The organism is Pseudomonas cerasi (genome assembly GCF_900074915.1).
GTDB classification, from domain to species: Bacteria; Pseudomonadota; Gammaproteobacteria; order Pseudomonadales; family Pseudomonadaceae; genus Aquipseudomonas; species Aquipseudomonas cerasi.
Genome location: NZ_LT222319.1, coordinates 1,281,289 through 1,303,385, shown reverse-complemented (window position 1 = coordinate 1,303,385; position 22,097 = coordinate 1,281,289). Strand labels below are relative to the sequence as shown.

The 22,097-nt window shown below is 59.8% G+C and carries 25 protein-coding genes and 1 pseudogene; 12 read left to right on the top strand and 14 right to left on the bottom strand.

Translation table 11 applies throughout. The annotated features are described in order from the left end of the window. Nucleotides 1–312: 312 nt before the first annotated feature. The 3 genes and pseudogenes from PCPL58_RS29265 to hrpL form a co-directional block, all read right to left on the bottom strand. A pseudogene (locus PCPL58_RS29265) lies at nt 313–647 on the bottom strand (IS66 family transposase); the annotation flags it as partial. A 169-nt stretch (nt 648–816) separates the two neighbouring features. Further along, the gene (locus tag PCPL58_RS08405; protein ID WP_065349222.1) at nt 817–3,123 is read right to left on the bottom strand and encodes a type III effector HrpK domain-containing protein; all 2,307 of its coding nucleotides are present in this window, start codon (nt 3,121–3,123) and stop codon (nt 817–819) included. A gap of 73 nt (nt 3,124–3,196) precedes the next feature. Beyond that, nucleotides 3,197–3,751: an RNA polymerase sigma factor HrpL gene (hrpL, locus tag PCPL58_RS08400; RefSeq protein ID WP_003365122.1), complete on the bottom strand. Its 555-nt coding sequence runs from the start codon at nt 3,749–3,751 to the stop codon at nt 3,197–3,199. A 242-nt stretch (nt 3,752–3,993) separates the two neighbouring features. Here hrpL and sctW point away from each other — a divergent pair, with 242 nt between their 5' ends. From sctW to sctU, 12 genes are read left to right on the top strand one after another with little or no spacing between them, the layout of a single operon-like run. After that, on the top strand, nt 3,994–5,100 hold the full coding sequence (gene sctW / locus PCPL58_RS08395) for a type III secretion system gatekeeper subunit SctW (protein ID WP_003365124.1): 1,107 nt from the start codon (nt 3,994–3,996) through the stop codon (nt 5,098–5,100). After that, nucleotides 5,100–7,187 carry a type III secretion system export apparatus subunit SctV gene (sctV, locus tag PCPL58_RS08390; protein ID WP_065349221.1) on the top strand — a complete coding sequence of 696 codons (2,088 nt, stop codon included), beginning with the start codon at nt 5,100–5,102 and terminating at the stop codon, nt 7,185–7,187. The genes sctW and sctV overlap by 1 nt, the downstream gene beginning before the upstream one ends. A gap of 33 nt (nt 7,188–7,220) precedes the next feature. Then, on the top strand, nt 7,221–8,195 hold the full coding sequence (gene sctD, locus PCPL58_RS08385; protein WP_003365128.1) for a type III secretion system inner membrane ring subunit SctD: 975 nt from the start codon (nt 7,221–7,223) through the stop codon (nt 8,193–8,195). After that, nucleotides 8,192–9,541 carry a type III secretion system ATPase HrcN gene (gene hrcN, locus PCPL58_RS08380; protein WP_003365129.1) on the top strand — a complete coding sequence of 450 codons (1,350 nt, stop codon included), beginning with the start codon at nt 8,192–8,194 and terminating at the stop codon, nt 9,539–9,541. Before sctD ends, hrcN begins: the two co-directional genes overlap by 4 nt. A gap of 2 nt (nt 9,542–9,543) precedes the next feature. Continuing rightward, complete coding sequence (locus PCPL58_RS08375; RefSeq protein WP_065349220.1) at nt 9,544–9,990, top strand: type III secretion protein; 447 nt, start codon at nt 9,544–9,546, stop codon at nt 9,988–9,990. A gap of 6 nt (nt 9,991–9,996) precedes the next feature. Then, entirely contained in the window at nt 9,997–10,569 is a 573-nt protein-coding gene (gene hrpP, locus PCPL58_RS08370; protein WP_065349219.1) for a type III secretion system protein HrpP, read from the top strand. Next, on the top strand, nt 10,566–11,282 hold the full coding sequence (locus tag PCPL58_RS08365; protein ID WP_065349218.1) for a type III secretion system protein: 717 nt from the start codon (nt 10,566–10,568) through the stop codon (nt 11,280–11,282). The genes hrpP and PCPL58_RS08365 overlap by 4 nt, the downstream gene beginning before the upstream one ends. Beyond that, nucleotides 11,272–11,673: a FliM/FliN family flagellar motor switch protein gene (locus PCPL58_RS08360; protein ID WP_003433470.1), complete on the top strand. Its 402-nt coding sequence runs from the start codon at nt 11,272–11,274 to the stop codon at nt 11,671–11,673. Before PCPL58_RS08365 ends, PCPL58_RS08360 begins: the two co-directional genes overlap by 11 nt. Beyond that, a complete protein-coding gene (gene sctR / locus PCPL58_RS08355) occupies nt 11,670–12,323 on the top strand; it encodes a type III secretion system export apparatus subunit SctR (protein WP_003409078.1) in 654 nt (217 codons plus the stop codon). The genes PCPL58_RS08360 and sctR overlap by 4 nt, the downstream gene beginning before the upstream one ends. Before the next feature lie 7 nt (nt 12,324–12,330). Beyond that, nucleotides 12,331–12,597 carry a type III secretion system export apparatus subunit SctS gene (gene sctS, locus PCPL58_RS08350; RefSeq protein ID WP_003339811.1) on the top strand — a complete coding sequence of 89 codons (267 nt, stop codon included), beginning with the start codon at nt 12,331–12,333 and terminating at the stop codon, nt 12,595–12,597. Next, complete coding sequence (sctT, locus tag PCPL58_RS08345; protein ID WP_003433471.1) at nt 12,598–13,392, top strand: type III secretion system export apparatus subunit SctT; 795 nt, start codon at nt 12,598–12,600, stop codon at nt 13,390–13,392. It abuts the gene before it with no gap. Further along, the gene (gene sctU / locus PCPL58_RS08340; protein WP_003433472.1) at nt 13,389–14,468 is read left to right on the top strand and encodes a type III secretion system export apparatus subunit SctU; all 1,080 of its coding nucleotides are present in this window, start codon (nt 13,389–13,391) and stop codon (nt 14,466–14,468) included. The genes sctT and sctU overlap by 4 nt, the downstream gene beginning before the upstream one ends. Nucleotides 14,469–14,867: 399 nt before the next feature. Here the strand turns inward: sctU and PCPL58_RS08335 are convergent, their stop codons facing one another. The 11 genes from PCPL58_RS08335 to PCPL58_RS08285 all read right to left on the bottom strand — a co-directional run bounded on the left by PCPL58_RS08335 (nt 14,868) and on the right by PCPL58_RS08285 (nt 22,014). Further along, entirely contained in the window at nt 14,868–15,215 is a 348-nt protein-coding gene (locus PCPL58_RS08335) for a hypothetical protein (protein WP_003365146.1), read from the bottom strand. A gap of 2 nt (nt 15,216–15,217) precedes the next feature. Then, the gene (gene hrpT / locus PCPL58_RS08330) at nt 15,218–15,421 is read right to left on the bottom strand and encodes an HrpT family type III secretion system protein (protein ID WP_003314144.1); all 204 of its coding nucleotides are present in this window, start codon (nt 15,419–15,421) and stop codon (nt 15,218–15,220) included. Further along, on the bottom strand, nt 15,418–17,523 hold the full coding sequence (gene sctC / locus PCPL58_RS08325; protein ID WP_054080719.1) for a type III secretion system outer membrane ring subunit SctC: 2,106 nt from the start codon (nt 17,521–17,523) through the stop codon (nt 15,418–15,420). Before sctC ends, hrpT begins: the two co-directional genes overlap by 4 nt. 1 nt (nt 17,524) lies before the next feature. Then, nucleotides 17,525–17,965: a type III secretion system protein HrpG gene (locus PCPL58_RS08320; protein WP_003415377.1), complete on the bottom strand. Its 441-nt coding sequence runs from the start codon at nt 17,963–17,965 to the stop codon at nt 17,525–17,527. Further along, complete coding sequence (locus tag PCPL58_RS08315) at nt 17,943–18,167, bottom strand: type III secretion protein (RefSeq protein ID WP_003314139.1); 225 nt, start codon at nt 18,165–18,167, stop codon at nt 17,943–17,945. Before PCPL58_RS08315 ends, PCPL58_RS08320 begins: the two co-directional genes overlap by 23 nt. Before the next feature lie 83 nt (nt 18,168–18,250). Further along, the gene (gene sctL, locus PCPL58_RS08310) at nt 18,251–18,832 is read right to left on the bottom strand and encodes a type III secretion system stator protein SctL (protein WP_065349217.1); all 582 of its coding nucleotides are present in this window, start codon (nt 18,830–18,832) and stop codon (nt 18,251–18,253) included. 33 nt (nt 18,833–18,865) lie between these two features. Continuing rightward, nucleotides 18,866–19,393, bottom strand: a complete 528-nt coding sequence (locus tag PCPL58_RS08305; protein WP_065349216.1) for a type III secretion protein — start codon at nt 19,391–19,393, stop codon at nt 18,866–18,868. Further along, nucleotides 19,393–20,199, bottom strand: a complete 807-nt coding sequence (gene sctJ / locus PCPL58_RS08300) for a type III secretion system inner membrane ring lipoprotein SctJ (RefSeq protein WP_003433474.1) — start codon at nt 20,197–20,199, stop codon at nt 19,393–19,395. Before sctJ ends, PCPL58_RS08305 begins: the two co-directional genes overlap by 1 nt. 8 nt (nt 20,200–20,207) lie before the next feature. Then, nucleotides 20,208–20,582: a type III secretion system inner rod subunit SctI gene (gene sctI, locus PCPL58_RS08295; protein WP_003314135.1), complete on the bottom strand. Its 375-nt coding sequence runs from the start codon at nt 20,580–20,582 to the stop codon at nt 20,208–20,210. 27 nt (nt 20,583–20,609) lie between these two features. Next, nucleotides 20,610–21,635 carry a type III secretion system effector HrpZ gene (gene hrpZ, locus PCPL58_RS08290; RefSeq protein ID WP_065349215.1) on the bottom strand — a complete coding sequence of 342 codons (1,026 nt, stop codon included), beginning with the start codon at nt 21,633–21,635 and terminating at the stop codon, nt 20,610–20,612. Between the two features lie 52 nt (nt 21,636–21,687). Then, nucleotides 21,688–22,014: a type III secretion system major pilin HrpA gene (locus PCPL58_RS08285; RefSeq protein WP_003314134.1), complete on the bottom strand. Its 327-nt coding sequence runs from the start codon at nt 22,012–22,014 to the stop codon at nt 21,688–21,690. Nucleotides 22,015–22,097 lie beyond the last annotated feature (83 nt).

The window sequence follows — 22,097 nt, the reverse complement described above, 5'->3', positions numbered from 1 at the left end:
ATTCCTAAAGGTCGAGGAAAAGTACGAGGGTGATTGAATACCGTGGTTCGTCGGTCAGACCGTCTGGCTCTACTTCGTTTACCAGACGCTCCGAGCCCGTCCAATCCCGAACGCTTGCGCAGTGCAGCTTTACAATACCTGGCTCTATGACCTGCGTTCTTGAAAATTAGTCATACCCAGAGCGATGAATTTTTTATTGCTTAACATGCGAATCGATACATTATCATCGTCCGTCCGAAGCTCAGACTGTCGCCGGGTCAGCCAATCAAAATCATGATGTCGTGACAAATGCTGTCGCGTCCTGCAGCGCGCATTTTGCGCAGTGACTTGAGGGCGTGTTTTCTCCATCCAGGCATGCCGTTGGGCTAGCACCGGCAAGCCGTTTTGCTGACGAATTTCATAACGCTGCTCATCGCTGCCTTCTTTCAAATCACGCTCGATACTGTAGAGCTTGTCGATCAAATTCAGAGCAGTATCAGCCCGACCGGTTTTGCGCTTGGTTGCACTTTCTGCGCCTCAACAATCTTGCGACGCGCATGCGCCCAGCGGCCTAAACGCTCGACACCCGGCTATGCGCCCGATGCGTTGAAGCCAGCGTAATCACTCATCATCAAGTAGCCGCGATAACCTTCGAGCAGGCGCGTGGGTGAGGAAGACGAAGCGCACGGGGTCGAACACCGCTACTTTTATGTCCAGTCCGACCAATGTGAATCGCCCCGGGTTTCGTAGACACCTCCATGCCTTAAACTGAGGCCAATCAGGAGGTGCCATGAGCAACCCACGTTATCCCGAAGAATTCAAAATCCAAGCGGTCAATCAATGCGCCCTGTCAATCCCGAACTGATCCAGCACCGGGTCAACGTTATGATCAAACGCCTTCTGCGCCTTGTGCTTTTTGACTGCGTCGATAATCACCGAAATACCAAAACCCAGAGCCATGGCGCCGTCGATGGCCCAGCCGATCACCGGGATTGCAGCGCCCAGCGCTGCGCCTGCGGCAAGCCCTGTGGCTTCACCGGCAACCAGGCCGACAGCGCGGCCGATCATCTGCCCGCCCAGACGACCAAGGCCGGCGGACGCCTCGCGGCCCATCATTTTCGCGCCGGTGTCTATGCCGCCCTTGATTGCCTCCGCACCCAACCTGGAGCTGTCGATGATGCTCTGAGCCGCGCCAAGCTTGTCGCCGCTGGCGAGCCTGTCAGACACTGACGCGAAGCCCATGACCGAATTGAATGCCTTGCCTCCGATACCTTGCTCGGCGAGCTGCTCGGCCAGCGAAGGGCCACCCTCTTCATCGGTCTTGCCCTCCAGCAACTTGCGGCCTTTTTTGGAGTTCTGCAGTTCGGACAAGGTGCTGGCCGTGTAGCTCTCACGCTCACCATTAACGAAATCAGCGGGCAGCACGCTTTCATACGCCGCTTTCTGGTTATCTGCGGTTTGCAGAGACTCACCGGCGTCAGACTTTTTCTGGCCAAGCAGTTGTTTCAGAGCGCCCCCCTCGCTGAAGTTGCGAACGTAGGAATCGGCAATCTTCGTTTGCACTTCATCAGGCTGGTTGTTGAATACTTGCTGGGCAGTGGGCACCTGGGCATCGGGAAACAGGTCTTTTTGCAGCTGCAGTTGAGCCGACAGGCCGGTGATGGCGCCGCTGTAATCGGGGTCGGGGTTGTGTTTGTCGACGGCCTTGTCTGCGGTTGTCAGGTCGGTTTGCAAGGCCTTTCCGCTGTTGACGTTTTGAACCTGCTCAGTCACGGCCTTTTGCAGCGCCGAATCGCTGCTGACCAGGCTGCGCTCCTGTTCGGGAATGCTTTTGTTGAGGTACTCCTGAACATCGGGATCGGCTTGCAACTGAGCGATTCGCTCGTTAAGGCCCGCCTCGGTCTTCTCGGTATTGCGCAAATCCCGCCCGGCTATCACGCTCTGCTGAGTCTGCTGCAACTTGATCATCACAGCGGCCTTCTGCGCGCCGGTGTAAGCCTTGGGCTTCTCGAAAACCTGGGCGTTGAGTTTGCTGATATCGATACCGGCTACCGAATTCAACGTCGCGGCGTCGCTGAGCATGCTGGCGAACTGGCCACCATTTTTGGGGGCGCTCTTCCTGATCCACTCGCTCATATTGGACGCATCGAACACCTGGTCGGGGCTATGTGCAGCCTTCTTGCGCCCGGTCAGACCGGCTTCATCCACCTGGCTGAGGAAGCCCGCCTGCGACCACATGTTGGACGACTGTTTGAGCGTACCTGACAACCCGGGGTTACTTTTAATCAGCGCTTTCAGACCCTCGGCGCTGACATTGCCATCGACATCGGTCTTGTCCGCCGCCCCGACTGCATGATGAGGGTCGGCAGCCGTGGCCAACGGCATATTGGCGCGCATCACCGCTGCGCTGCGCACCATTTCAAGGGATTGAGGATCGGCGCCGGGGTTGTCTTCCATGTACTTGGCCACGTCCTTGTCGGCATTGTCGGCCGCCTTCTCCATGTTTTTGGCGAACGCCTTGAGGTCTTTGTTGGTGATTTTGCCATCTGCATTACCACCGTCCTTGCCGACGTCGACCGCCGTCTTCAACGCAGGATTGGCATTGATGAACGCCATCGCCTTTTCGGCGTTGGGGCCATTCTCTCTGGCCATCCAGGCTGCGGCGATGGGCCGGTTGAGTTCTTTGGCGGCCTGCTCGCGCTCTTCGGGCGGCAGGTTGGCAACCATCGGTTCCCAGCGCTTGAGCGCCTCGGGCGAAGAGTATTCGGAGTTATCGAGAAACGCTGCATCGGTCGCGCTCGGTGCATTCGCCGGGTTGGAGGCCGCCGTGGGTGACGCGCTCGCGGTTGACGAGACCGACGTCATCGGGGACACCTGATCACTGTCCTGATCGACGCTTGAGGTACTTTCGCTACTGCTGCTGCGAGTCAGCAGACTCATCAGCGATGAGCCGCTTTGCTCGGTTCCCGAAAAGGACGATGGGCTGTCGTTGGCCTGGCCGAACTGTACAAAAGCCTGACCACCACCTGCGCCGCTCTGCGTGAGCGAGGCTTTGGCCAATGGCGTCTCAGCAGCCAGTTCGCCAGAGGTGGGTTGATTCACGATGCTGCCGAGGGCAGGACTGGGAGAACTGGATATACGCATGGTTGCCATCCAAGTGGTGAGGGATGGCAACTGTGTGGTTTTGCGTGCGAGTTGGTTCCAGACAGATAACCACTCAGGCAAACGGGTCTATCTGTTGCTTGAGCTGCACCCGTGCCCGGGACAACCGTGAGCGGACGGTGCCGATCGGGACACCCAGCGTGTTGGCGGTTTCCTGATAATTGCCGTCCATTTCCAGCGAAACTTCCAGGACCTTCTGCATGTTCGTCGGCAAGCAATCGATGGCCTCTATGACACGTGCCAACTGCCGGTGCCCGTCTACCTGATGAGTAATATCGCCGTGCCATTCCAGATCGGTATGGACGTCGTCTTCCCAGCTTTCCTGATAAGGCTGGCGATACATTTTGCGGAAGTGGTTGCGGATCAGATTCAGTGCAATGCCACACAACCAGGTTTGCGGTTTGCTGGCGTGCTGAAACTTGTGCTCATTGCGTAACGCTTCGAGAAACACACACTGCAGGATGTCATCCACATCATCGGCGTTCTTTACCCGCTTCTGAATGAACGCCCTGAGCATCTGGATCTGATCGGCCGTCAATTGACGAATACCAGCGGACGAGGATGGTTTGCGTGGTTCGGTTACATCAAGGATCACAAGATTCGGGAGCATGGGCTTGCCTCATTTGATGGAGTGCAAGCCCTATAGCGATAACCATGCCAGCCAAAAAATATTTATAACTATCTGTTTTATAAGACTATTTCAAAATTTGAAATTCTTTGAAATACATTTTTTTGCGCAACACGGTTTTTGGCTCTGCAGCTTTTGGCACAAACGCACAAGCCTTCGGCACCAGGGAACCGAACCGCGTCAATGACCCACTCAGCGGTCATGACCAGGCCCAGAATCGTCCTATGAAAATCGTCGCCCCGCCTACATTACCCATTCGTCCGGTAGCGCCAATCCGCGCCATCACACCGGCTGCGCGAGCGATTCCCGGCAGCGGGTTGCCTGATGAAAAAGGCACCTCGTCACTGCAGGTCTCGCGCTTCGCCGCAGCGCTGGTGCAGCACAGCCGGATACTGCGTGAGCGAGAGCTGATCGCGAGCAGGAACGCGTTGCAGTCGCGGGCCGTCAAACTGGGCGAGCTTTATCAGTTGCTGATGAGCACCAGCGACACCGGGCTGGATAACGCCGCCAGACTGCTGCGCAAAAAACTGCTGCAGGACAACGACGCAGATCTGGAACAGGTTCTGGAATTCGCTGACGGCGACGCTGCCAAGGCTCACGTTGTGTTGCAGGCAGCGCGCAAACAGGCAGAAGACGATGGGGCTGAAGAAGAATATGCAGCGCTGACCCAGACGCTTAAACATCTGCGCCGCCGATTCGGTCCGCGCGCGCGCGCCGGTATCAATACCGCAAGAGCCTTCGGGCGCCAGAACATCGATAACAAGCGCCGCACTGCCTTGCGCAATCTGTATGGCGTAGCGGTGTCGGGACAACCCAACGTCACGGGTTTGATCGAAGCCCTGATTGGCGAGCAACAGGAACCCGGCGAGTTCGACCTGAATCTGCGCGACATGCGTAGAGCCATCGCCGACGATCTTTCGGCGATTACCCCGTCGGCTTCCCATGAACAGCTGCGCACGCTGATGCATGGCCTGACCACCGCGCGCCATGTCACTACGTTGCTGCGCGGGTGCGAACACCTGCTGGGACGCATGCGCAAAAAGAATCCCAAACTGACCGTGGACCCTCCGGCCTTCCTCAAACACATGCTGACCCTGACGGCCAATGGCATGAACGTGAATCAGACCTTGCAGCTGACCCAGCACATCGGGGGCAACAAACTCGAACACCAGTTGGCGTTTCTCAATGGCCTGCGGCCGATGCTGATGCAACTGCCGATCCTGCTCTGGCGGGACCTGAAAAGCCGCCAGGCCGCGCTGAATAATCTACTCACGCTGATGGCCGAGCTTACGCATAAGGAACAGAAGCAACTATACGAGGGGCTTGCCTGATGAACCGGGTCATCAACTTTCTGAACATGGTCGCGCTGTCGGCCATGCGCCGCTCGGAACTGGTCGGTGCGTTTTTTGTGATCGCCATCGTGTTCATGATGATCACGCCGCTGCCCACCGGCTTGATCGACGTGCTGATCGCCGTGAACATCTGTATTTCCTGCCTGCTGATCATGCTGGCGATGCACCTGCCCAGGCCACTGGCGTTCTCGACCTTCCCTGCCGTGCTGCTGCTGACCACGATGTTTCGCCTGGCCCTGTCGGTTTCCACCACGCGGTTGATTCTGCTCAACCAGGACGCCGGACACATCGTCGAGGCGTTCGGGCAGTTTGTGGTGGGCGGCAATCTGGCGGTGGGTCTGGTGATCTTCCTGATCCTGACGGTGGTCAACTTTCTAGTGATTACCAAAGGCTCGGAACGGGTCGCCGAAGTCGGTGCGCGTTTTACCCTGGACGCGATGCCCGGCAAGCAGATGTCCATCGACAGTGACCTGCGTGCCAACCTGATCACCGTCCACGAGGCCCGCAAACGACGCGCTGAACTGAACAAGGAAAGCCAGTTGTTCGGTGCGATGGATGGCGCCATGAAGTTCGTCAACGGCGATGCGATCGCCAGCCTGATCATCGTTGCCATCAACATGATCGGCGGCATTTCCATCGGCGTGCTGCAACACAACATGGCGGCGGGCGACGCCTTGCAGCTGTATACCGTGCTGACCATCGGTGACGGTCTGATCGCGCAGATTCCTGCGCTGCTGATTTCCGTGACCAGCGGCATGATCATCACCCGCGTGCCCAATACCGAGGCGGGTGTGGAAGCCAACATTGGCCGCGAGATCGCCGAGCAGATCACCAGCCAGCCCAAGGCCTGGATCATCGCCTCGGTGGCCATGCTCGGCTTCGCGGCCCTGCCGGGAATGCCGACCGGTGTTTTCATTACCATCGCGATCATCTGCGGTGCCGGTGGACTGCTGCAGTTGCAACGGGCAAAACCCAAGGCCGATGAGCAACGTACAGCCGCTGTGGCGCCAGAAATGAACGGCAAGGAAGACCTGCGTACCTTTTCGCCCAGCCGCCAGTTTGTGCTGCAATTCCACCCCGGTCAGGACAGCGCACAGATCGAAGCGCTGGTCAGCGAAATACGCAAGCGCCGCAACCGTCTGGTGGTGCAGTACGGCCTGACCCTGCCTTCGTTCATCATCGAGCATGTCGATGACATTGCCCCGGACGAGTTTCGCTTCACCGTCTATGACGTACCGATGCTCAAGGCCACCTTCACGCAGAGCCATGTCGCCGTGGAAGCGCGCCAGTTGGAAGGCGAAAACCTTCCAGCGGCCATCCCGGGCAATACCGACCGCCAGGAAGATCAATGGGTCTGGCTGCCTGCCGAGCAGTCTGGCGAATTGAACCCGGTCAGTTCCACGACGCTGATCATCGAACGCATGGAGCGTGCATTGCAGTCCTGCGCGCCGCAGTTCATCGGCTTGCAGGAAACCAAATCGATCCTCAGCTGGCTGGAGTCCGAGCAACCGGAACTCGCTCAGGAAATGCAGCGGGTCCTCACCCTGACGCGCTTCTCGGCCGTCCTGCAACGCCTGGCCTCGGAGTGTGTGCCGCTGAGGGCGATCCGGGTCATTGCCGAAACCCTGATCGAGCACTGCCAGCATGAACGCGATACCAATGTGCTGACCGACTATGTGCGCATAGCGCTCAAGTCGCAGATCTACCACCAGTACTGCGGTGCCGAAGGCCTGCAAGTGTGGCTGCTCACGCCGGAAAGCGAGGGGTTGTTGCGCGATGGCCTGCGCCAGACGCAAACCGAAACATTCTTCGCGCTGAGCAACGAGACCAGCCAGATGCTCGTGCAACAGCTGCACATTGCTTTCCCGGTACGAGCTCCCGAACAGGCGGTTCTGCTGGTGGCACAGGATCTGCGCAGCCCTCTGCGTACCTTGTTGAGGGAGGAGTTCTACCATGTACCCGTACTATCTTTTGCGGAAATCAGCAACGCGGCCAAGGTCAAGGTCATGGGTCGATTCGACCTTGAAGACGATCTCGAGCCGCTGGACAACGAGCACGCTGCCTGAGCCTGCAAGGCCTGAATGCACGGAGACTTTCAGATGTTTGAATTACGCGTACTGAATGGCCAGCACCAAGGCGCGGCATTACCGCTGATCGGTGAGCAATGGTCGATTGGCTCTGCCGGGCAACACGATCTGGCGCTGGACGATGCGGGCGTGGAAAGCCTGCATTGCCGCCTGCAACGTGTCGACGACAACTGGACACTGAACGCTGAACAAGGCGCGGTCTGCGACGAACAGGGCAACGCCCGGCCGAGCATCGACCTGACGCTCAATAACGCTTTCATGCTGGGTTCGGTGTGGCTGTGCGTTTCGCCTGCGGGCGATGAGTGGCCCTCGGTGCCCGCCGTGCTTCCCAAACAGCCCGAGGCCGAATCCGGGCCGGCACACAACGATGTGCCGCTGGAGAAGGTCAAGTCCCGCTCACAATTTCTCAACCGCACCACGGGCATCATCGCCGGGCTGCTGGTGGGCGTCATCGGCAGCGCCTGGAGCCTGACCCGCCCGCCTGCTATTGCGATGGATCAGAGCCCGGCACACCTGGCTGCCGCCACGACAGAGGCCTTGCCCGATACGCCCAAGGCACCAGCCAGGGCTGCAAACCCTGTGACCGACAAACGCATACGCCTGAGCAACGCGGATGCCGTCCGCCATCAGTTGAGCACCATGCTCAGCGACCGCCTGCTGACTGACATCAGCGTGGAAGAGACGCCCGACGGTCTGATCCTCAACGGCGATCTGAAAGAAGAATCGCTGCTGGTCTACCAGCGCATGCTTCAGCGCTTCAAGGCGCTGTATGACTCGCCGGTAACCGTCCTGGACAACGTGGGCAGCAATCGCAACACCCTGCCCTTTGTGGTGGTTCAGATCATGACCGGGCCGCATGCGCATCTGGTGACTGCCGACGGTCGACGTGTTTACGTAGGTGACGAAGTGGATGGCCTGCGCCTCACCCGAATCGATAATCAGCGTCTGCAATTCGACGGTAATCGCCATATCGAGGTGAACTGGTGAATGCAGCACTGAACCTGTGGAAAGACGCGCATGCCAAGCGTTTGAGCCAGTATTGCGCGGTGCGCGTCATTGGCCGGGTCAGCGCCGTGCGCGGGATTCTGCTGGAGTGCAGGATTCCATCGGCCAAGGTCGGCGATCTCTGTGAAGTGAGCAAAGCCGATGGCTCGTTGCTGCTGGCCGAAATCGTCGGTTTCACCCAGGAATGCACGCTGCTCAGTGCCTTGGGCCCACCCGACGGTATTCAGGTGGGCGCGCCGATCCGACCGCTGGGCGTGGCACACCGGATCGGCGTCGATGACAGCCTGCTCGGCTGTGTACTGGACGGTTTCGGGCGGCCGCTGATGGGCGATTGCCTCGGCGCGTTCGCCGGCCCCGAAGACCGCCGCACGACTCTGCCGGTGATCGCCGACGCCCTGCCGCCGACCCAGCGACCGCGCATCACCCGGGCTTTGCCCACCGGGATACGCGCCATCGACAGTGCGATTCTGCTCGGTGAGGGCCAGCGTGTCGGGCTATTCGCCGGTGCGGGCTGCGGCAAGACCACACTGATGGCCGAACTGGCGCGCAACATGGATTGTGACGTCATCGTTTTTGGCCTGATCGGCGAACGGGGTCGCGAGTTGCGCGAGTTTCTCGATCACGAACTGGACGAAACCCTGCGCCGCCGCTCGGTGCTGGTCTGTGCAACTTCCGATCGTTCCAGTATGGAGCGCGCCCGCGCTGCGTTCACCGCCACCGCCATCGCCGAAGCCTTTCGCGCCCGTGGCCAGAAAGTGCTGTTGCTGCTCGACTCCCTGACCCGCTTCGCCCGCGCGCAACGGGAAATCGGTATTGCCTCGGGCGAACCACTGGGGCGCGGCGGTCTTCCGCCCTCGGTGTACACCCTGCTGCCACGGCTGGTGGAGCGCGCCGGGATGAGCGAGAACGGTTCGATCACCGCGCTTTATACGGTGCTGATCGAACAGGACTCGATGAACGATCCGGTCGCCGACGAAGTGCGCTCATTGCTCGACGGACACATCGTACTGTCGCGCAAGCTGGCCGAGCGCGGGCACTACCCGGCTATCGATGTGTCGGCCAGCATCAGCCGGATTCTGAGCAACGTCACCGGTCGTGAACATCAACGGGCGAACAATCGCCTGCGCCAGTTACTGGCCGCCTACAAACAAGTAGAAATGCTCCTGCGTCTGGGTGAATACCAGGCCGGGGCCGACCCGGTCACCGACTGTGCCGTGCAACTGAACGAAGCCATAAACGCGTTCCTGCGCCAGGACCTGCGTGAGCCCGTGCCGTTGCAGGAAACCCTGGACAGGCTGCTGCAACTCACCTCTCAACTGCCGGAGTAGCCATGGACGAACCACTGGAAGACGACCCGCAACAGGCTGCTCTGCAGCAGGTGATCGGTCTGCTCACGCCACTGCGTCAACACCGTCAGGCCAGTGCCGAGCGGGCTCATCGCCAGGCGCAGTTGGAACTGAAATCGATGCTCGACCACTTAGCAGAGACCAGGGCGTCGCTGAATCAGGAACGCGAAAACCACAAGCGCCGCCGAGAGAGTCTGTCCCATACGCATTTGCAAAGAACTCTCAGCCTGACTGATGTGGACGGCTGGCACGAAAAGGAAAGAACCATGCTCGACCGCCTGGCTTACATCCGCCAGGACGTGCAGCAACAGCAAATGCGAGTAGCTGAACAACAGGCGTTGCTTGAACAGAAACGGCTGCAAGCCAAGGCGTCTCAGCGCGCGGTCGAGAAACTCGCCTGCATGGAGGAGACGCTCAACGAAGAAGGTTAAGTGACGATGACCGCACCGATCAAAACCCCCGCCAAAGCGCCACCCGCGCCGAGTGCGCCGCCAGCCGCCTCGCGCCCCCTGCCTTCGCGGCGTCAGCCCGCGAGGTTCGATGACCAGCCGCCAGCCTTTACCGGTACGCCTCGGAGCGATGTGCAGAAGGTTCGTTTCGCGCTGAACCGTTCAGTGACCGACAGCCCGATGAGCGCCGACGGCATGTTCTTCTCGCAACTGCTGATACCGCAGGTAGGCGAAGAGCCGGATCAGCAGGGCTTCGGAGGCAGCGGTGTGGCCTTCTCCGCACAGTCCGAAAACGTACCGACGCAGTTGATCGACGAGCTGGCTCAGCGCTTGCCCGACCAGCCGGACGGTCCGCTGGCATTCAGCCTGCTCATGCCCAATCTGGGGAGCGTGCGGGTCAACGCCAGCAAATCCGAAAACCGCTGGAATATTCAACTGGGGTTTGTTCGGCGTGACGTTCTCAAGCGCTTGCAGGGCCAGGCCGGCGCATGCCGGGAATCGCTGGCACAGGCGCTCGGTCAGGACGTCGAACTGGACATGCATGAAGACTTCACAGCATGAGCGCCCTGCGTCTGCGCAAGGTCGACGCTCTGCTGGCCCAAGCCACACGCGCACTCGGTGCCGGACGGCGCCTGGGCTTCAGCAGCCGCGGTCAGCACACCGAACTGAGCCTGCTACCGCTGCTGGAAGACGCGCGGATACCGGCAGACGGTGTCTGGTTGAATACGGCGGTCGGCCCCTTGTTGCTGAGCGATGCCGAAGCGTTGCTCAGCCTGCTGGGCGAAGTGCCCTTCACGCTTGGCGGCGAGCACCAGGGCTGGTACTGGCAGTTGTTCAACCAGCGCCTGAGCCCGGTGGTCGCCGACCTGCTGGCGCCTGTTGCGCCGTTTTCCGACACCCCGACCGAGCTGGCCATCGGCTGCCGCGTTCACGTGAGGCTGGGCAGCGAGCGACTGGATACCCGCCTGCACGCCGCACCCGCCACCCTGCTCAGGCTTCTGGGTTCGGCTGACTGGCAGGTCTTGAATCGTAACCTGGACGAATCCTGGTCGGTGTCGACACCGCTGATCGTCGGCGAACTGTCACTGACCCGGGAACAAATCGCCTCGCTACGCCCCGGTGACGTGGTGCTGCCCGCCCGCTGCCGCTTCGACAGCGCCGGACAAGGGTCCGTGACACTCGCTGGCCGTCAATGGGCGGCCCGCACCGACCAACAGGAACAGCATCTTTTTCTGCAGCTCAGTCATGAGGAGCACAGTCACCATGAGTACTGAAGATCTGTATCAGGACGACGTCGAGATGCTCGACGACTATGAAGAACCGGTGCCTGAACAGGCTGATCAGCAACAGCGTGACGACGAATACGCCGAGCACGCATTCGGCTACGCGGACAGCGACGCGGAGCATGAAGAGCAGTCGGGAGACCATAATGAATCGCCGATGCTCGATTCACTGGAGCTGGACCTGACCTTGCGCTGCGGCGAGCTCAGATTGACCCTTGCCGAACTGCGTCGACTGGACGCCGGAAGCATTCTTGAAGTCAGCGGCATCGCGCCAGGCCACGCCACGCTATGCCACGGTGAGCAGGTGGTTGCCGAAGGCGAACTGGTCGACGTCGAGGGCCGCCTCGGTTTGCAGATTACCCGGCTGGTGGCGCGCTCATGATCATGGAGGGCGTCAACCCGATCATGCTGGCGCTGTTTCTCGGCTCGCTGTCGCTGATCCCGTTCCTGTTGATCGTCTGCACCGCCTTTCTGAAGATCGCCATGACGCTGCTGATCACCCGCAACGCGATCGGCGTTCAGCAAGTACCGCCGAACATGGCGTTGTATGGCATCGCCCTGGCCGCGACGATGTTCGTCATGGCCCCGGTGGCGCACGACATACAACAGCGGGTCCATGAACATCCGCTGGAACTGAGCAACGCCGACAAACTGCAGAGCAGCCTCAAAGTGGTCATCGAGCCGCTGCAACGCTTCATGACACGCAACACCGACCCGGACGTCGTCGCCCACCTACTGGAAAACACCCAGCGTATGTGGCCCAAGGAAATGGCCGATCAGGCCAACAAAAACGATCTTCTGCTGGCGATCCCGGCCTTTGTGCTGTCGGAACTGCAGGCCGGTTTCGAGATCGGTTTTCTGATCTATATCCCCTTCATCGTCATTGACCTGATTGTCTCCAACCTGTTGCTGGCACTGGGCATGCAGATGGTCTCGCCGATGACACTGTCGCTGCCGCTCAAACTGCTGCTGTTCGTGCTTGTATCGGGCTGGTCGCGTCTGCTCGACAGCCTGTTCTATTCCTATATGTGAGGCGGTCATGGAAGCGTTGGCGTTGTTCAAGCAAGGCATGTTTCTGGTCGTCATCCTGACCGCCCCGCCGCTGGCCGTTGCGGTGCTGGTGGGTGTGGTCACCTCGCTGCTGCAGGCACTTATGCAGATTCAGGATCAGACATTGCCCTTCGGCATCAAACTGGGGGCCGTCGGACTGACCCTGGCCATGACCGGCCGCTGGATCGGCGTCGAGCTGATCCAGTTCATCAATATGGCCTTCGACCTGATTGCCCGCTCCGGGGTCAGTCACTAAATGCCCTTCGACGCGCACAGCGCCTTTCAATTCATGCTGGGCATGGGACTGGCAATGGCGCGGCTGATGCCCTGCATGCTGCTGGTGCCAGCCTTCTGCTTCAAATACCTCAAAGGCCCGTTGCGTTATGCCGTCGTGGCGGTGATGGCGATGATCCCGGCACCGGCCATCACCCGGGCTCTGGAGTCCCTCGACGACAACTGGTTCGCAATCGGCGGCCTGCTGATCAAGGAAGCGGTACTCGGCACCCTACTGGGGCTTTTGCTGTATGCGCCGTTCTGGATGTTCGCCTCGGTCGGCGCACTGCTCGACAGCCAGCGCGGTGCGCTCAGCGGCGGCCAGTTGAACCCGGCGCTGGGCCCTGACGCCACGCCACTGGGCGAATTGTTTCAAGAAACCCTGATCATGCTGGTCATCCTCACCGGGGGGCTATCGCTGATGACTCAGATCATCTGGGACAGCTACAGCGTCTGGCCTCCTACGGCCTGGCTGCCGGGCATGAACGCTGGCGGCCTGGATGTATTTCTGGAGCAGTTGAACCAGACGATGCAGCACATGCTGCTGTACGCCGCGCCTTTCATTGCGCTGCTGTTGTTGATCGAAGCAGCGTTCGCGATCATCGGCCTGTATGCGCAACAGCTGAACGTTTCGATTCTCGCCATGCCGGCCAAGAGTATGGCCGGCCTCGCGTTTCTGCTGATCTATCTGCCGACGCTGCTGGAACTGGGCACAGGTCAACTATTGAAGCTGGTTGATCTGAAGTCGCTACTGACGCTTCTGGTGCAAGTGCCGTGAGCGAAAAAACCGAAAAGGCCACGCCCAAGCAACTGCGTGACGCGCGGGAAAAGGGTCAGGTCGGGCAGAGTCAGGACCTCGGCAAACTGCTGGTGCTGATGGCTGTCAGTGAAATCACCCTGGCCCTGGCTGATGAAAGCGTCAACCGCCTGGAGGCGCTGTTGTCGCTGTCCTTTCAAGGTATCGACCGCAGCTTTGCCGCGTCGGTCGAGTTGATTGCCAGCGAAGGATTCTCCGTACTGCTCAGCTTTACCTTGTGCAGCGTCGGTATAGCGATGCTGATGCGTTTGATCAGCAGCTGGATGCAGATCGGCTTTCTGTTCGCGCCCAAGGCGCTGAAAATCGATCCCAACAAGATCAACCCGTTTTCCCACGCCAAACAGATGTTTTCCGGGCAAAACCTGCTCAACCTGCTGCTCAGTGTGCTCAAGGCCATTGCCATCGGCGCGACGCTGTATGTGCAAGTCAAACCTGTGCTGGGTACCCTTGCAGTGCTGGCCAACAGCGATCTGACGACCTACTGGCACGCGCTGGTCGAGCTGTTCAGGCATATTTTGCGAGTGATATTGGGACTGCTGCTGGCGATCGCCATGATCGACTTCGCCATGCAGAAATACTTCCATGCGAAAAAACTGCGCATGAGCCACGAAGACATCAAGAAAGAGTACAAGCAATCGGAAGGCGACCCCCACGTCAAAGGCCATCGTCGGCAACTTGCCCAGGAGATCCTCAATCAGGAGCCCAGCGCTGCGCCCAAGCCGGTGGAAGACGCCGACATGCTGCTGGTCAACCCGACCCACTATGCGGTGGCCCTGTATTACCGACCAGGCGAAACGCCTCTGCCTCTGATTCATTGCAAAGGGGAAGACGAGGAAGCCCTGGCATTGATTGCCCGGGCCAAAAAAGCCGGCATCCCGGTAGTGCAAAGCATCTGGCTGACCCGCACGCTGTACCGCTCCAAGGTCGGCAAATACATCCCCCGCCCCACCCTGCAGGCTGTCGGCCACATCTACAAAGTGGTTCGGCAACTGGACGAAGTCACCGATGAAGTGATTCAGGTCGAAGTCGAGCTGTGATGGCTGTTTAGCCATACGCGTACCCTTCCAGCCAAGTGACCTCAACCGACGTTATCTCGTGGTCGTCGAAGCCTGCATGAATCACAGACAGAGTCATACCGGGTCATACCAGGCTGCATTGCCCATTGTCGGCCTGGATGTCGGGGCTGCGCCGTTGCCATGGCGCTTGACCAGTCCGCTGCTTGATCTCGGCTATGGTCTTTTTTATCGCTGGCGTCCGCAGTTGGCCTGGTCGTCCCATCCTGATGGCAGTGCTCGCTGCCGGGGTGACAGCTGTGCAGTGTCGAAAACCGACCGAGCTCCGCATGACCAGTAACTGCCTGATGCTTTTGGATTGCATCTGCGCAAAAAAAGACCGCCCCAGATGGGGCGGTCTTCTTTTCACTCGGGTGTTATCTCCTAAGCCAGATGATCCAGGCCTGCCAGTATCAGCTCGTTTCGCCGGATATCATCCAGGTTGGTGACGGCATACGGGGCGTCGCTCACCGCGTGCCACACCACGAAATCACGCCGCATATCCAGGAACAGAAAGTAGTCATTGAATCGTTCGGCTTGTGAAAACCTCAGTTGCAGCGCCTCTCTGAGTTGTTCGGGACGCAGCGCTCGACCCTCGATGTGCAGCGCAATGCCCCAGTCATGATGCTCGCGCCGGCTGACGAAAGACACTCCGTTTGCCACCGGCCAGACCGCAGGACTCTGCGCCGCAACGTTGTAGTAGAACGCTGTTTTCTCCTCGACCTCGATCATGTCTAGTCCCTTAACTTCACGACGGTGTAATCACGCTCGTGGTCCTGGTCGTCAAGACCGTCACGCATGTCCGGAGGCCACCAGATGACCAGTTCGCGGCTGGTGGAGTCCGGGCGTTTGCAGGCAGTTCCCGAACAACCGTGGGTGGCGCAACCGGTCAGGGTAGCGAACACCACCAACACGACTGCAACGCTGCTGATCTTCATGGCTTTGCCCCCCGGAGCAGTGATGGCCGGCTCTCTTTGGCCATTTTCGATATCTGTGGCTGACGTACCGCGATATACACTTCGCTTTCCTCGCCCGGTTGCAGCCATGCATGGGGCCAGGCGGCGACGCCGATGACCCAGCGACCACCGCAGCGACTCTCGTCGATCCGCACCGGTTTGTCGGTATTGTTGCGCGCGACCACGACAGCCACACCCCAGTCCTTGCGGGCATACCATTGCGAGCGCTGGCCATCGAGGCTCAGGCCCTGGCCCGGGTCACACAGGCTGTCGGTTTCAAAGGGCAGTGTTTCGCCATCATGCATGCCCTCTGGCGCAGCGCCATCAACCATCTGCGTGAAGACTTTCTGAATGTCGCCACGGGTAGGCAGCTCACCGCCGTCACGCCGTTCCTTGATCCTTTTCATCTGATCATCGACGTCGTGAGGGTTGCCGTTCTGCACATAGCGAGCCGGGTTGACCTGATCGCCAATCAGTCTTGGCGTCAGGATGAACAGGCGCTCGCGCTGGCTCAGTTCACGGCTGCGTGACTGGAACAGCAGCTTGCCGATGTAGGGAATGTCGCCCAGCAACGGAACCTTGTGGACCTTGTCGTTGGCTTCAAGACCATGGAAACCACCGATGACCAGCGAACCGTGCTCGGCTATGACGGCCTGGGTACTGACATTGCCTTTGCGCACACTTGGCTGCGTGTCATTGATGTCGGAGATGTCGATCTGACCATCCTCGATATCGACGATCAGTTGCACCTGAGGCTTGCCATCGTGATCCAGCGAGCGCGGAGTCACCTGCAGACTGGTGCCTGCGGTGATGGGCTCGATATTGGCCACGCGTTCCGAGGTCGCGGTGAGGTATTCGGTGCGACTGAAGTCGATCACGGCCGGCTGGTTTTCAAGGGTAAGAATGGACGGGTTGCCGATCACCGACGCCGAGCCGTTACCTTCCAGCGCATGCAGTTCGGCAGCGAACTTGCCGGCGTTCTGAATGAACAGGGTGGAGCTGGTGCCAGCGTCGAACATGTTGGCGCCCCCGTTGACACTCCCGGCATTGAAGTTCCAGCGGCTGGACAGTTCTGCCAGCTCGTTGCGATCGATGTCGAGAATCACGGCGTCGATTTCGATCAGGTTGCGCGAAACATCCAGCTCTTTGATGAGCTTTTCGTACATGGCCTTGCGCGAGGGCAAGTCGTAGATCAGCACGGCATTGTTACGGACATCGGCGGTTACACGGATGTTGGCCCGCCCGCCAGAGCGACTTTTTCCACTGCTTTTGCTGCCGCCGCCACCATAGTGCAGCACCTGGTCGAGGCCCTGCTCCAACGCATTGGTATCGAGGCCGCTGGAGCTCATTGGCAGACTCGGAGCGTCCGGGCTGCCACCGCCCGCCAGACCGTTACCGCGACCGCCTCGCCCCAGCAGATCCATACCATTGATGGACCCGCCATGAGAACGGGTATCCAGCAAATCCTGGAGAATGCTGGCGACACCGGCGACCACCAGTTGTTGATCGCGATAGCGAATGGTGCGGTCCGCAGCACTGGCGTACTTGAGCGGAAATACGATGACGTCCTGCTTGTCGCCCTTTTCCGGCGCTTCGACTTTCTTGCTGTAATCGCGCACCAGTTCCACATATTTTGCCGGGCCGCGAACCAGAACCACGCCTTCGTTCGGCAATACCCCCCAACCGAAGCGCTTGTCCAGCAGCCCCACATCGGTCAAGGCAGTCTGCAGGTCATCCACCGCGTCGGAGGACACTTCGATGCGTGCCGAGGTGTGCTCGCTGGAGGGGCTGACGTACAACGTGTCGTTATACACAAACCACTGGAAGTGATATTCCTGGCCCAGACGGTCGAGAAACTCTTCCGGGCTCTGGGCGCGTATCCGGTCATCGAGGACTCCCGGGATGGGCGGCATGTCCAGCGCCATGCCGAATTCCTTGGCGAAGTCGGCCAGCGCTGTCGCCAGCTCGGTCTGCCGGGCATCGTAGGCGTAAGCCGTATGTTTCCAGGCTTCGGGGGTCACCGCCCACGTGGCGGGGGACAGCCCGATCAACAATAAAGGCAACCACATCAAGGCCTTGCGCATTTCAAACTCCCGGTTGCCGGTGATTGAGGGTCGTGCGCCCGGCTAAGGCGGGCACGGAATTGACCAGAGTGGTGTGCATCAGGCTGAGCAAGGCCGCGCGCTGATTGGCCAGGCTTTCCAGACGGTTCAGCAGATCGGCAAGGCCGCAGGGGCCAGGCATCCAGCTGACCAGCACCATGCAGCGCGTTTGCGGATCGATGGCGAACGCGCCGTCACAGGCACACGCCAGGCTGGCACCGCCGTGACTGAGCAATGCTTCGATACGCTGAGGGTCGTTGGCGTCATAGGGGTCGAGTAATTCGATGCTGCAACGGACTCCGCCACCCACCATTTCCAGCCGTGCGTTGGCGTCGTCGACCCAGCAGTCGAGCGGGCTCGCCGGACGCTGATCACGCCACAGGCCGACGACCTCCTCGAACTCACTGAAATCCATCGATGACATTTTTGGTCATTTTATAACCAGCCTGCTGGCATTGATCAGCGATGTTGGAGCTGACCGCAGCCTGCTGGCTCGCCTCACTGAAGGCATCGATGTCGTCGGCGGTGAAATGCCCATTGCCCCCGTCCAGCACGTCATCCACGTCGGACAACGCGCGAGTGAGCGTGGAATCGAGGTTATTTTGCAGGGATTTGAAATTTATCATGTCCTGATACTCCAGCAGAAAGGTTCAAACCTTGAGTGGAGCAAACAGGTGGAGCGGTTCCATTTTCGCCGCAAGAGTCTGTTTCAGGCAGCTGGCTCCGCGCCTGCCAGCCCATTGCGCAGGGTTGCCCAATCGATTTCGAAAGCGCCGTTGGCGTCGCTCAGGCGCAGGCTTTCGGTGGTCAGCGTCGCATCGCGCTTGAGCTCCCAGTGCTCGGCAAAACGGCTCTCTGCCAACCATTCGGCGACCGGCTCGGCCATCTCCGGATGAACGCTGAGTGTGGCCACTGCTTCGTTGAGCTGACTGGCTGCCAGGTTCCTGACCAGTGCCCGAGCGCGCTCGGCAAGGGTTGTTTCGTCGAGCAACTGGCACAATGCCTCAGTCAGCAGTTCCTCTGCAGCAGTCATGGCCTGCTGCTGCAAGGCTTCGCGCTGAACGTGCAGCTCGTCCAGAAAGGCATTGGCACGCTCCCAGAACTGCGCAAGCGCCTCCTGATGCCGATGATCGGCTTTAGCCTGCTCAAGCACCAGCAGTTGCTCAGCCTGACGGCGCGCGTCAGTCAGAATGTCGCGAGCCAGCAAACTGTTGGCGATGTCTTCACGGCGCAATACCGGCTCGGGCAGCACTGCGTCGGCAGTCAAAGTAATACTGCGTTTGGCAAGCATGGGAGAGTTCCTGGTGCAGAGAGGAGCGGATACTCAGGTCGCGGTGACACGCCATAGAACAGCCTGCCACAACGTCTGAAGTTTATTTTCGGGGGCCGCGCAAGGTCTGTCGGCGACCTCATCGGGCGCCCAGGCCAGACGCAATCGCGACCAATACTCAGGCCCGAGCCAGGCACCCAACAGCAAGCGCGCATCTTCACGCTCCAGCTCCAGCCAGACACCGGGGCGCAACGCTTTGGTCAGCGCCCAGCACCACTGCCCGTCATGGCCGTCGCTTTCGTTACGAGAAAAACAGATGCGCTGCGCCAGATCCAGCGCCTGATCACGCTGCACGGGCGTCAGTGCCAGCCAGTTCAAAACAGGCTCCGCAGGCATTGGCGGTTGACTTGGCGTGATGCCGATACTCTGCAGGAACACACTGTGACGGCTGACCATAAGGGCTTCACAGTCGCTGACGGGCAGTCCGCAGCGCTCGGCGAACCGGCTTTGCCAGCCCGGATGCGCCCATGGCCAGGGATTGCACCACCACTGAGTCCAATAGTCCTCGGCGGTCAGGTCCATCACGCGCGCGCCGGTACGGTCGAGCGACTCCGGCCGGCAAAGCCGATCCGCCTCAGCACTGAGGCGCGCCAGTCACTGCGCAACAGCAGCGCGGTGATCAGCAGCAATACCGCCAAGCCAGCCGGCACCAGCCAGAGCATCAGGTTCCAGAACGGCAGATTGGCGCTGTCCAGCTTGAACGGTCCGAAACTGACCCACTGTGTGGTTTCCTGAAACTCGGTAGCCGGTACGAACACAATGGAAAACTTTTTCGATTCTGCCGCTTGCGTCGACATACCGGGGATACTGCTGGCGACCATCTGCTGAATGCGTCCGCGCACGCTGTCCGGGTCAAGCGCTGCGGAGTGTTTGATGAACACCGCAGCAGAAGCAGGTTGCACCGGTTCGCCCGGTGCGATGCGTTCCGGAAGTACCACGTGCACCCTGGCCACGATGACGCCGTCTATCTGCGAAAGTGTCGCTTCGAGTTCCTGAGACAGGGCATAGATGTAGCGGGCGCGCTCTTCGAGCGGGGTCGAAATGACCCCTTCTTTCTTGAAGATATCCCCCAGACTGGCGCGGGACTGACGTGGCAGGCCGGCAGCGTTGAGCACCCTGACGGCGCGGTTCATGTCGCTTGTGGCGACGGTGACGACAACGCCGGTTTTTTCCAGACGTTTGCGCGCGTCGATATGCTGATCGGCAAGGCGCGCAACGACCTCGTTGGAGTCCTGCTCGGACAGGCCGGTGAACAGATCGGTTTCATCACTGCAGCCGCCGAGCAACACCATGCAAATCAGCAACAGCCCTGCGCTCAGAAATTTCACGGAAACCTCTACTGCAAGTTAGTCAGCTTGTCGAGCGCCTGCGCAGTCTTGCTCACCACCTTGGTGGTGAGCGCAGTCTGCAACGAGCATTGCGACAAGGTTCTGGTCATCGCCGCGATATCCAGCGCGTCTCCAGTCCCGGAGGCTTTCTTCATCGACCGCATCGCTTGCTGAGACATTTTTTCGGTTTCGCCCAGACCGCCGGAAATTGCGCTGGCGATATGCTCGGAAAGCGGCGCTCCACTTGAAACGCCGTCCGGCTGCGTGGCAGCGGTGAAGATGTCGACATCCGCCTGGGCCGGTTCTGAAACGAGCCCCTGTGGCACATCCTGCCCGAGTTCCGGCGAGATGCTTTTAACATTACCAAGGTGGGAAATGGTCACGTGAGTTCTCCGTCAGGCGGTTGTCGGTCAGGCCGCAGCCTGATTGCGGGTGCCTTGCAGCAGCGTACTGACCAGCAAGGTGGCGATTTGCGCAGCGCTCGACTGCACGTCGGTGCCTGTTTGCCCGGCATCCTTGAGCGTTGCCTCCAGGCCCTTGAGCAGCAAGCCGCCCAGCAACTGATCAAGATCCTGAGCGGACTGTCCGCCATTCGCCGACGTACCGGTCTGCGGGGTGTTTACGGGTGTGCCCAGTCCACCACCGGCCAATACCGATTGCAGGCCACGGTCGATAAGCTCGCCGATCAGTTGCCCCGCTTCACCACGGGTATTGCCGCTGTCACCGGGACCGGTATTGGCGTCGATCAGCGGATCACCCGTCACGGACGAGTTGTTGGAAAAACTGCTCGGAGTGCCCAGACCTCCACCCGTCCCTGCCAGACTGCCAGTGTCACTCTGCTGATTACCCAGTTGCTGGCCAATGATGTCGAGTGCCGAACGGAACGCAGCCGTTTCGTCGCCATCAAGGAAGTTGTCTTCCTTGAGTTCGTTCACCCAGGAGCCCGAGTCCGGCTTGGGAAACTGTGCGGGATTGTCATCCATGAACTGCGCGATCTTGTTCAGCATCGGCATATCGTCTTCGGAGAAGCTTGTCCCGCCATCCTGCTTGGTCAGAAGATCATCGAGCATCGACTTGGCCAGGCCATTGAGCACCTGAGTCATCAGGTCCTGCTGTCCGGTACCCGAGGCGCTGTCCGCAGACGCGCCGAAGTTGTCACCGAGCTTTTCATGGATCAGCTTGTCCAGCGCAGCGATGACATCCTCAATACCGCCGCCCGCCTTGCCATCCGCGGCCATCGACTTGGCCAGCAGTTTGCCCAATGGCGAGCTGTCGTCGAGTTGACCATTGCGCATCAGTTCCTCGGCCAGCTTCACGACAACTTCCTGAAGCGCCTTGCTCGACGTACTGCCAGTCGTCTCGGCTTCAGGACGTACCAGGACAAGAGCCATTGCCGGGGTTTGCAGCGAGCTGCTGTTAAGACTGAGACTCTGCATCACAACCTCCTAAAAGTAGCAGCCCCCTCAGGTACGAAGGGGCGTCAAGAAATCAGAACTGGACGACCGAGTTCCGGATCTTGCTTGCGACGATCTGGTTGGAAAGCGCCTCTTTCTTGTCCTCAAAGCCCGCCAGCATGCTCGACTCGCGGAGCAGGCCGTTCTCTTCGTTCGCGGTGCCGTCAAGCTCGGCACTTTTTGCATCGCCTTTGCTGATGCTGGAGCGAGTAGCGTCGATGCTGTCAGTGCTGCCGGTGTTGCTCACCAGTGCAGCGTTACGGTCGGCGCTGCTCTTTACGCTGTTGATGCCCTGAGCGGCACCACCGATCGTGTTGACTACACCGCGACCCGCACCCGCCAGAGAACTCATGATAGTCATAACGTCATACCCCTTCGTCTGTACCAGCGTAATTGCTTGGTACAGCTAGGTGGCATGTGTCCGCGAATCGGTTCCAGATCTTC

Excerpts from the sequence above, each read along its gene's own strand:
- PCPL58_RS08405 (WP_065349222.1), bottom strand. The coding sequence starts at position 3,123 with ATGCGTATATCCAGTTCTCCCAGTCCTGCCCTCGGCAGCATCGTGAAT.
- sctL (WP_065349217.1), bottom strand. The coding sequence starts at position 18,832 with ATGCTTGCCAAACGCAGTATTACTTTGACTGCCGACGCAGTGCTGCCC.
- hrpZ (WP_065349215.1), bottom strand. The coding sequence starts at position 21,635 with ATGCAGAGTCTCAGTCTTAACAGCAGCTCGCTGCAAACCCCGGCAATG.
- PCPL58_RS08285 (WP_003314134.1), bottom strand. The coding sequence starts at position 22,014 with ATGACTATCATGAGTTCTCTGGCGGGTGCGGGTCGCGGTGTAGTCAAC.
- PCPL58_RS08375 (WP_065349220.1), top strand. The coding sequence starts at position 9,544 with ATGGACGAACCACTGGAAGACGACCCGCAACAGGCTGCTCTGCAGCAG.
- hrpT (WP_003314144.1), bottom strand. The coding sequence starts at position 15,421 with ATGAAGATCAGCAGCGTTGCAGTCGTGTTGGTGGTGTTCGCTACCCTG.
- PCPL58_RS08305 (WP_065349216.1), bottom strand. The coding sequence starts at position 19,393 with ATGGACCTGACCGCCGAGGACTATTGGACTCAGTGGTGGTGCAATCCC.
- PCPL58_RS08335 (WP_003365146.1), bottom strand. The coding sequence starts at position 15,215 with ATGATCGAGGTCGAGGAGAAAACAGCGTTCTACTACAACGTTGCGGCG.
- sctV (WP_065349221.1), top strand. The coding sequence starts at position 5,100 with ATGAACCGGGTCATCAACTTTCTGAACATGGTCGCGCTGTCGGCCATG.
- sctC (WP_054080719.1), bottom strand. The coding sequence starts at position 17,523 with ATGCGCAAGGCCTTGATGTGGTTGCCTTTATTGTTGATCGGGCTGTCC.
- PCPL58_RS08360 (WP_003433470.1), top strand. The coding sequence starts at position 11,272 with ATGAGTACTGAAGATCTGTATCAGGACGACGTCGAGATGCTCGACGAC.
- PCPL58_RS08315 (WP_003314139.1), bottom strand. The coding sequence starts at position 18,167 with ATGATAAATTTCAAATCCCTGCAAAATAACCTCGATTCCACGCTCACT.
- sctW (WP_003365124.1), top strand. The coding sequence starts at position 3,994 with ATGAAAATCGTCGCCCCGCCTACATTACCCATTCGTCCGGTAGCGCCA.
- hrpL (WP_003365122.1), bottom strand. The coding sequence starts at position 3,751 with ATGCTCCCGAATCTTGTGATCCTTGATGTAACCGAACCACGCAAACCA.
- sctR (WP_003409078.1), top strand. The coding sequence starts at position 11,670 with ATGATCATGGAGGGCGTCAACCCGATCATGCTGGCGCTGTTTCTCGGC.
- sctD (WP_003365128.1), top strand. The coding sequence starts at position 7,221 with ATGTTTGAATTACGCGTACTGAATGGCCAGCACCAAGGCGCGGCATTA.
- sctS (WP_003339811.1), top strand. The coding sequence starts at position 12,331 with ATGGAAGCGTTGGCGTTGTTCAAGCAAGGCATGTTTCTGGTCGTCATC.
- hrpP (WP_065349219.1), top strand. The coding sequence starts at position 9,997 with ATGACCGCACCGATCAAAACCCCCGCCAAAGCGCCACCCGCGCCGAGT.
- PCPL58_RS08365 (WP_065349218.1), top strand. The coding sequence starts at position 10,566 with ATGAGCGCCCTGCGTCTGCGCAAGGTCGACGCTCTGCTGGCCCAAGCC.
- PCPL58_RS08320 (WP_003415377.1), bottom strand. The coding sequence starts at position 17,965 with ATGTCATCGATGGATTTCAGTGAGTTCGAGGAGGTCGTCGGCCTGTGG.
- sctT (WP_003433471.1), top strand. The coding sequence starts at position 12,598 with ATGCCCTTCGACGCGCACAGCGCCTTTCAATTCATGCTGGGCATGGGA.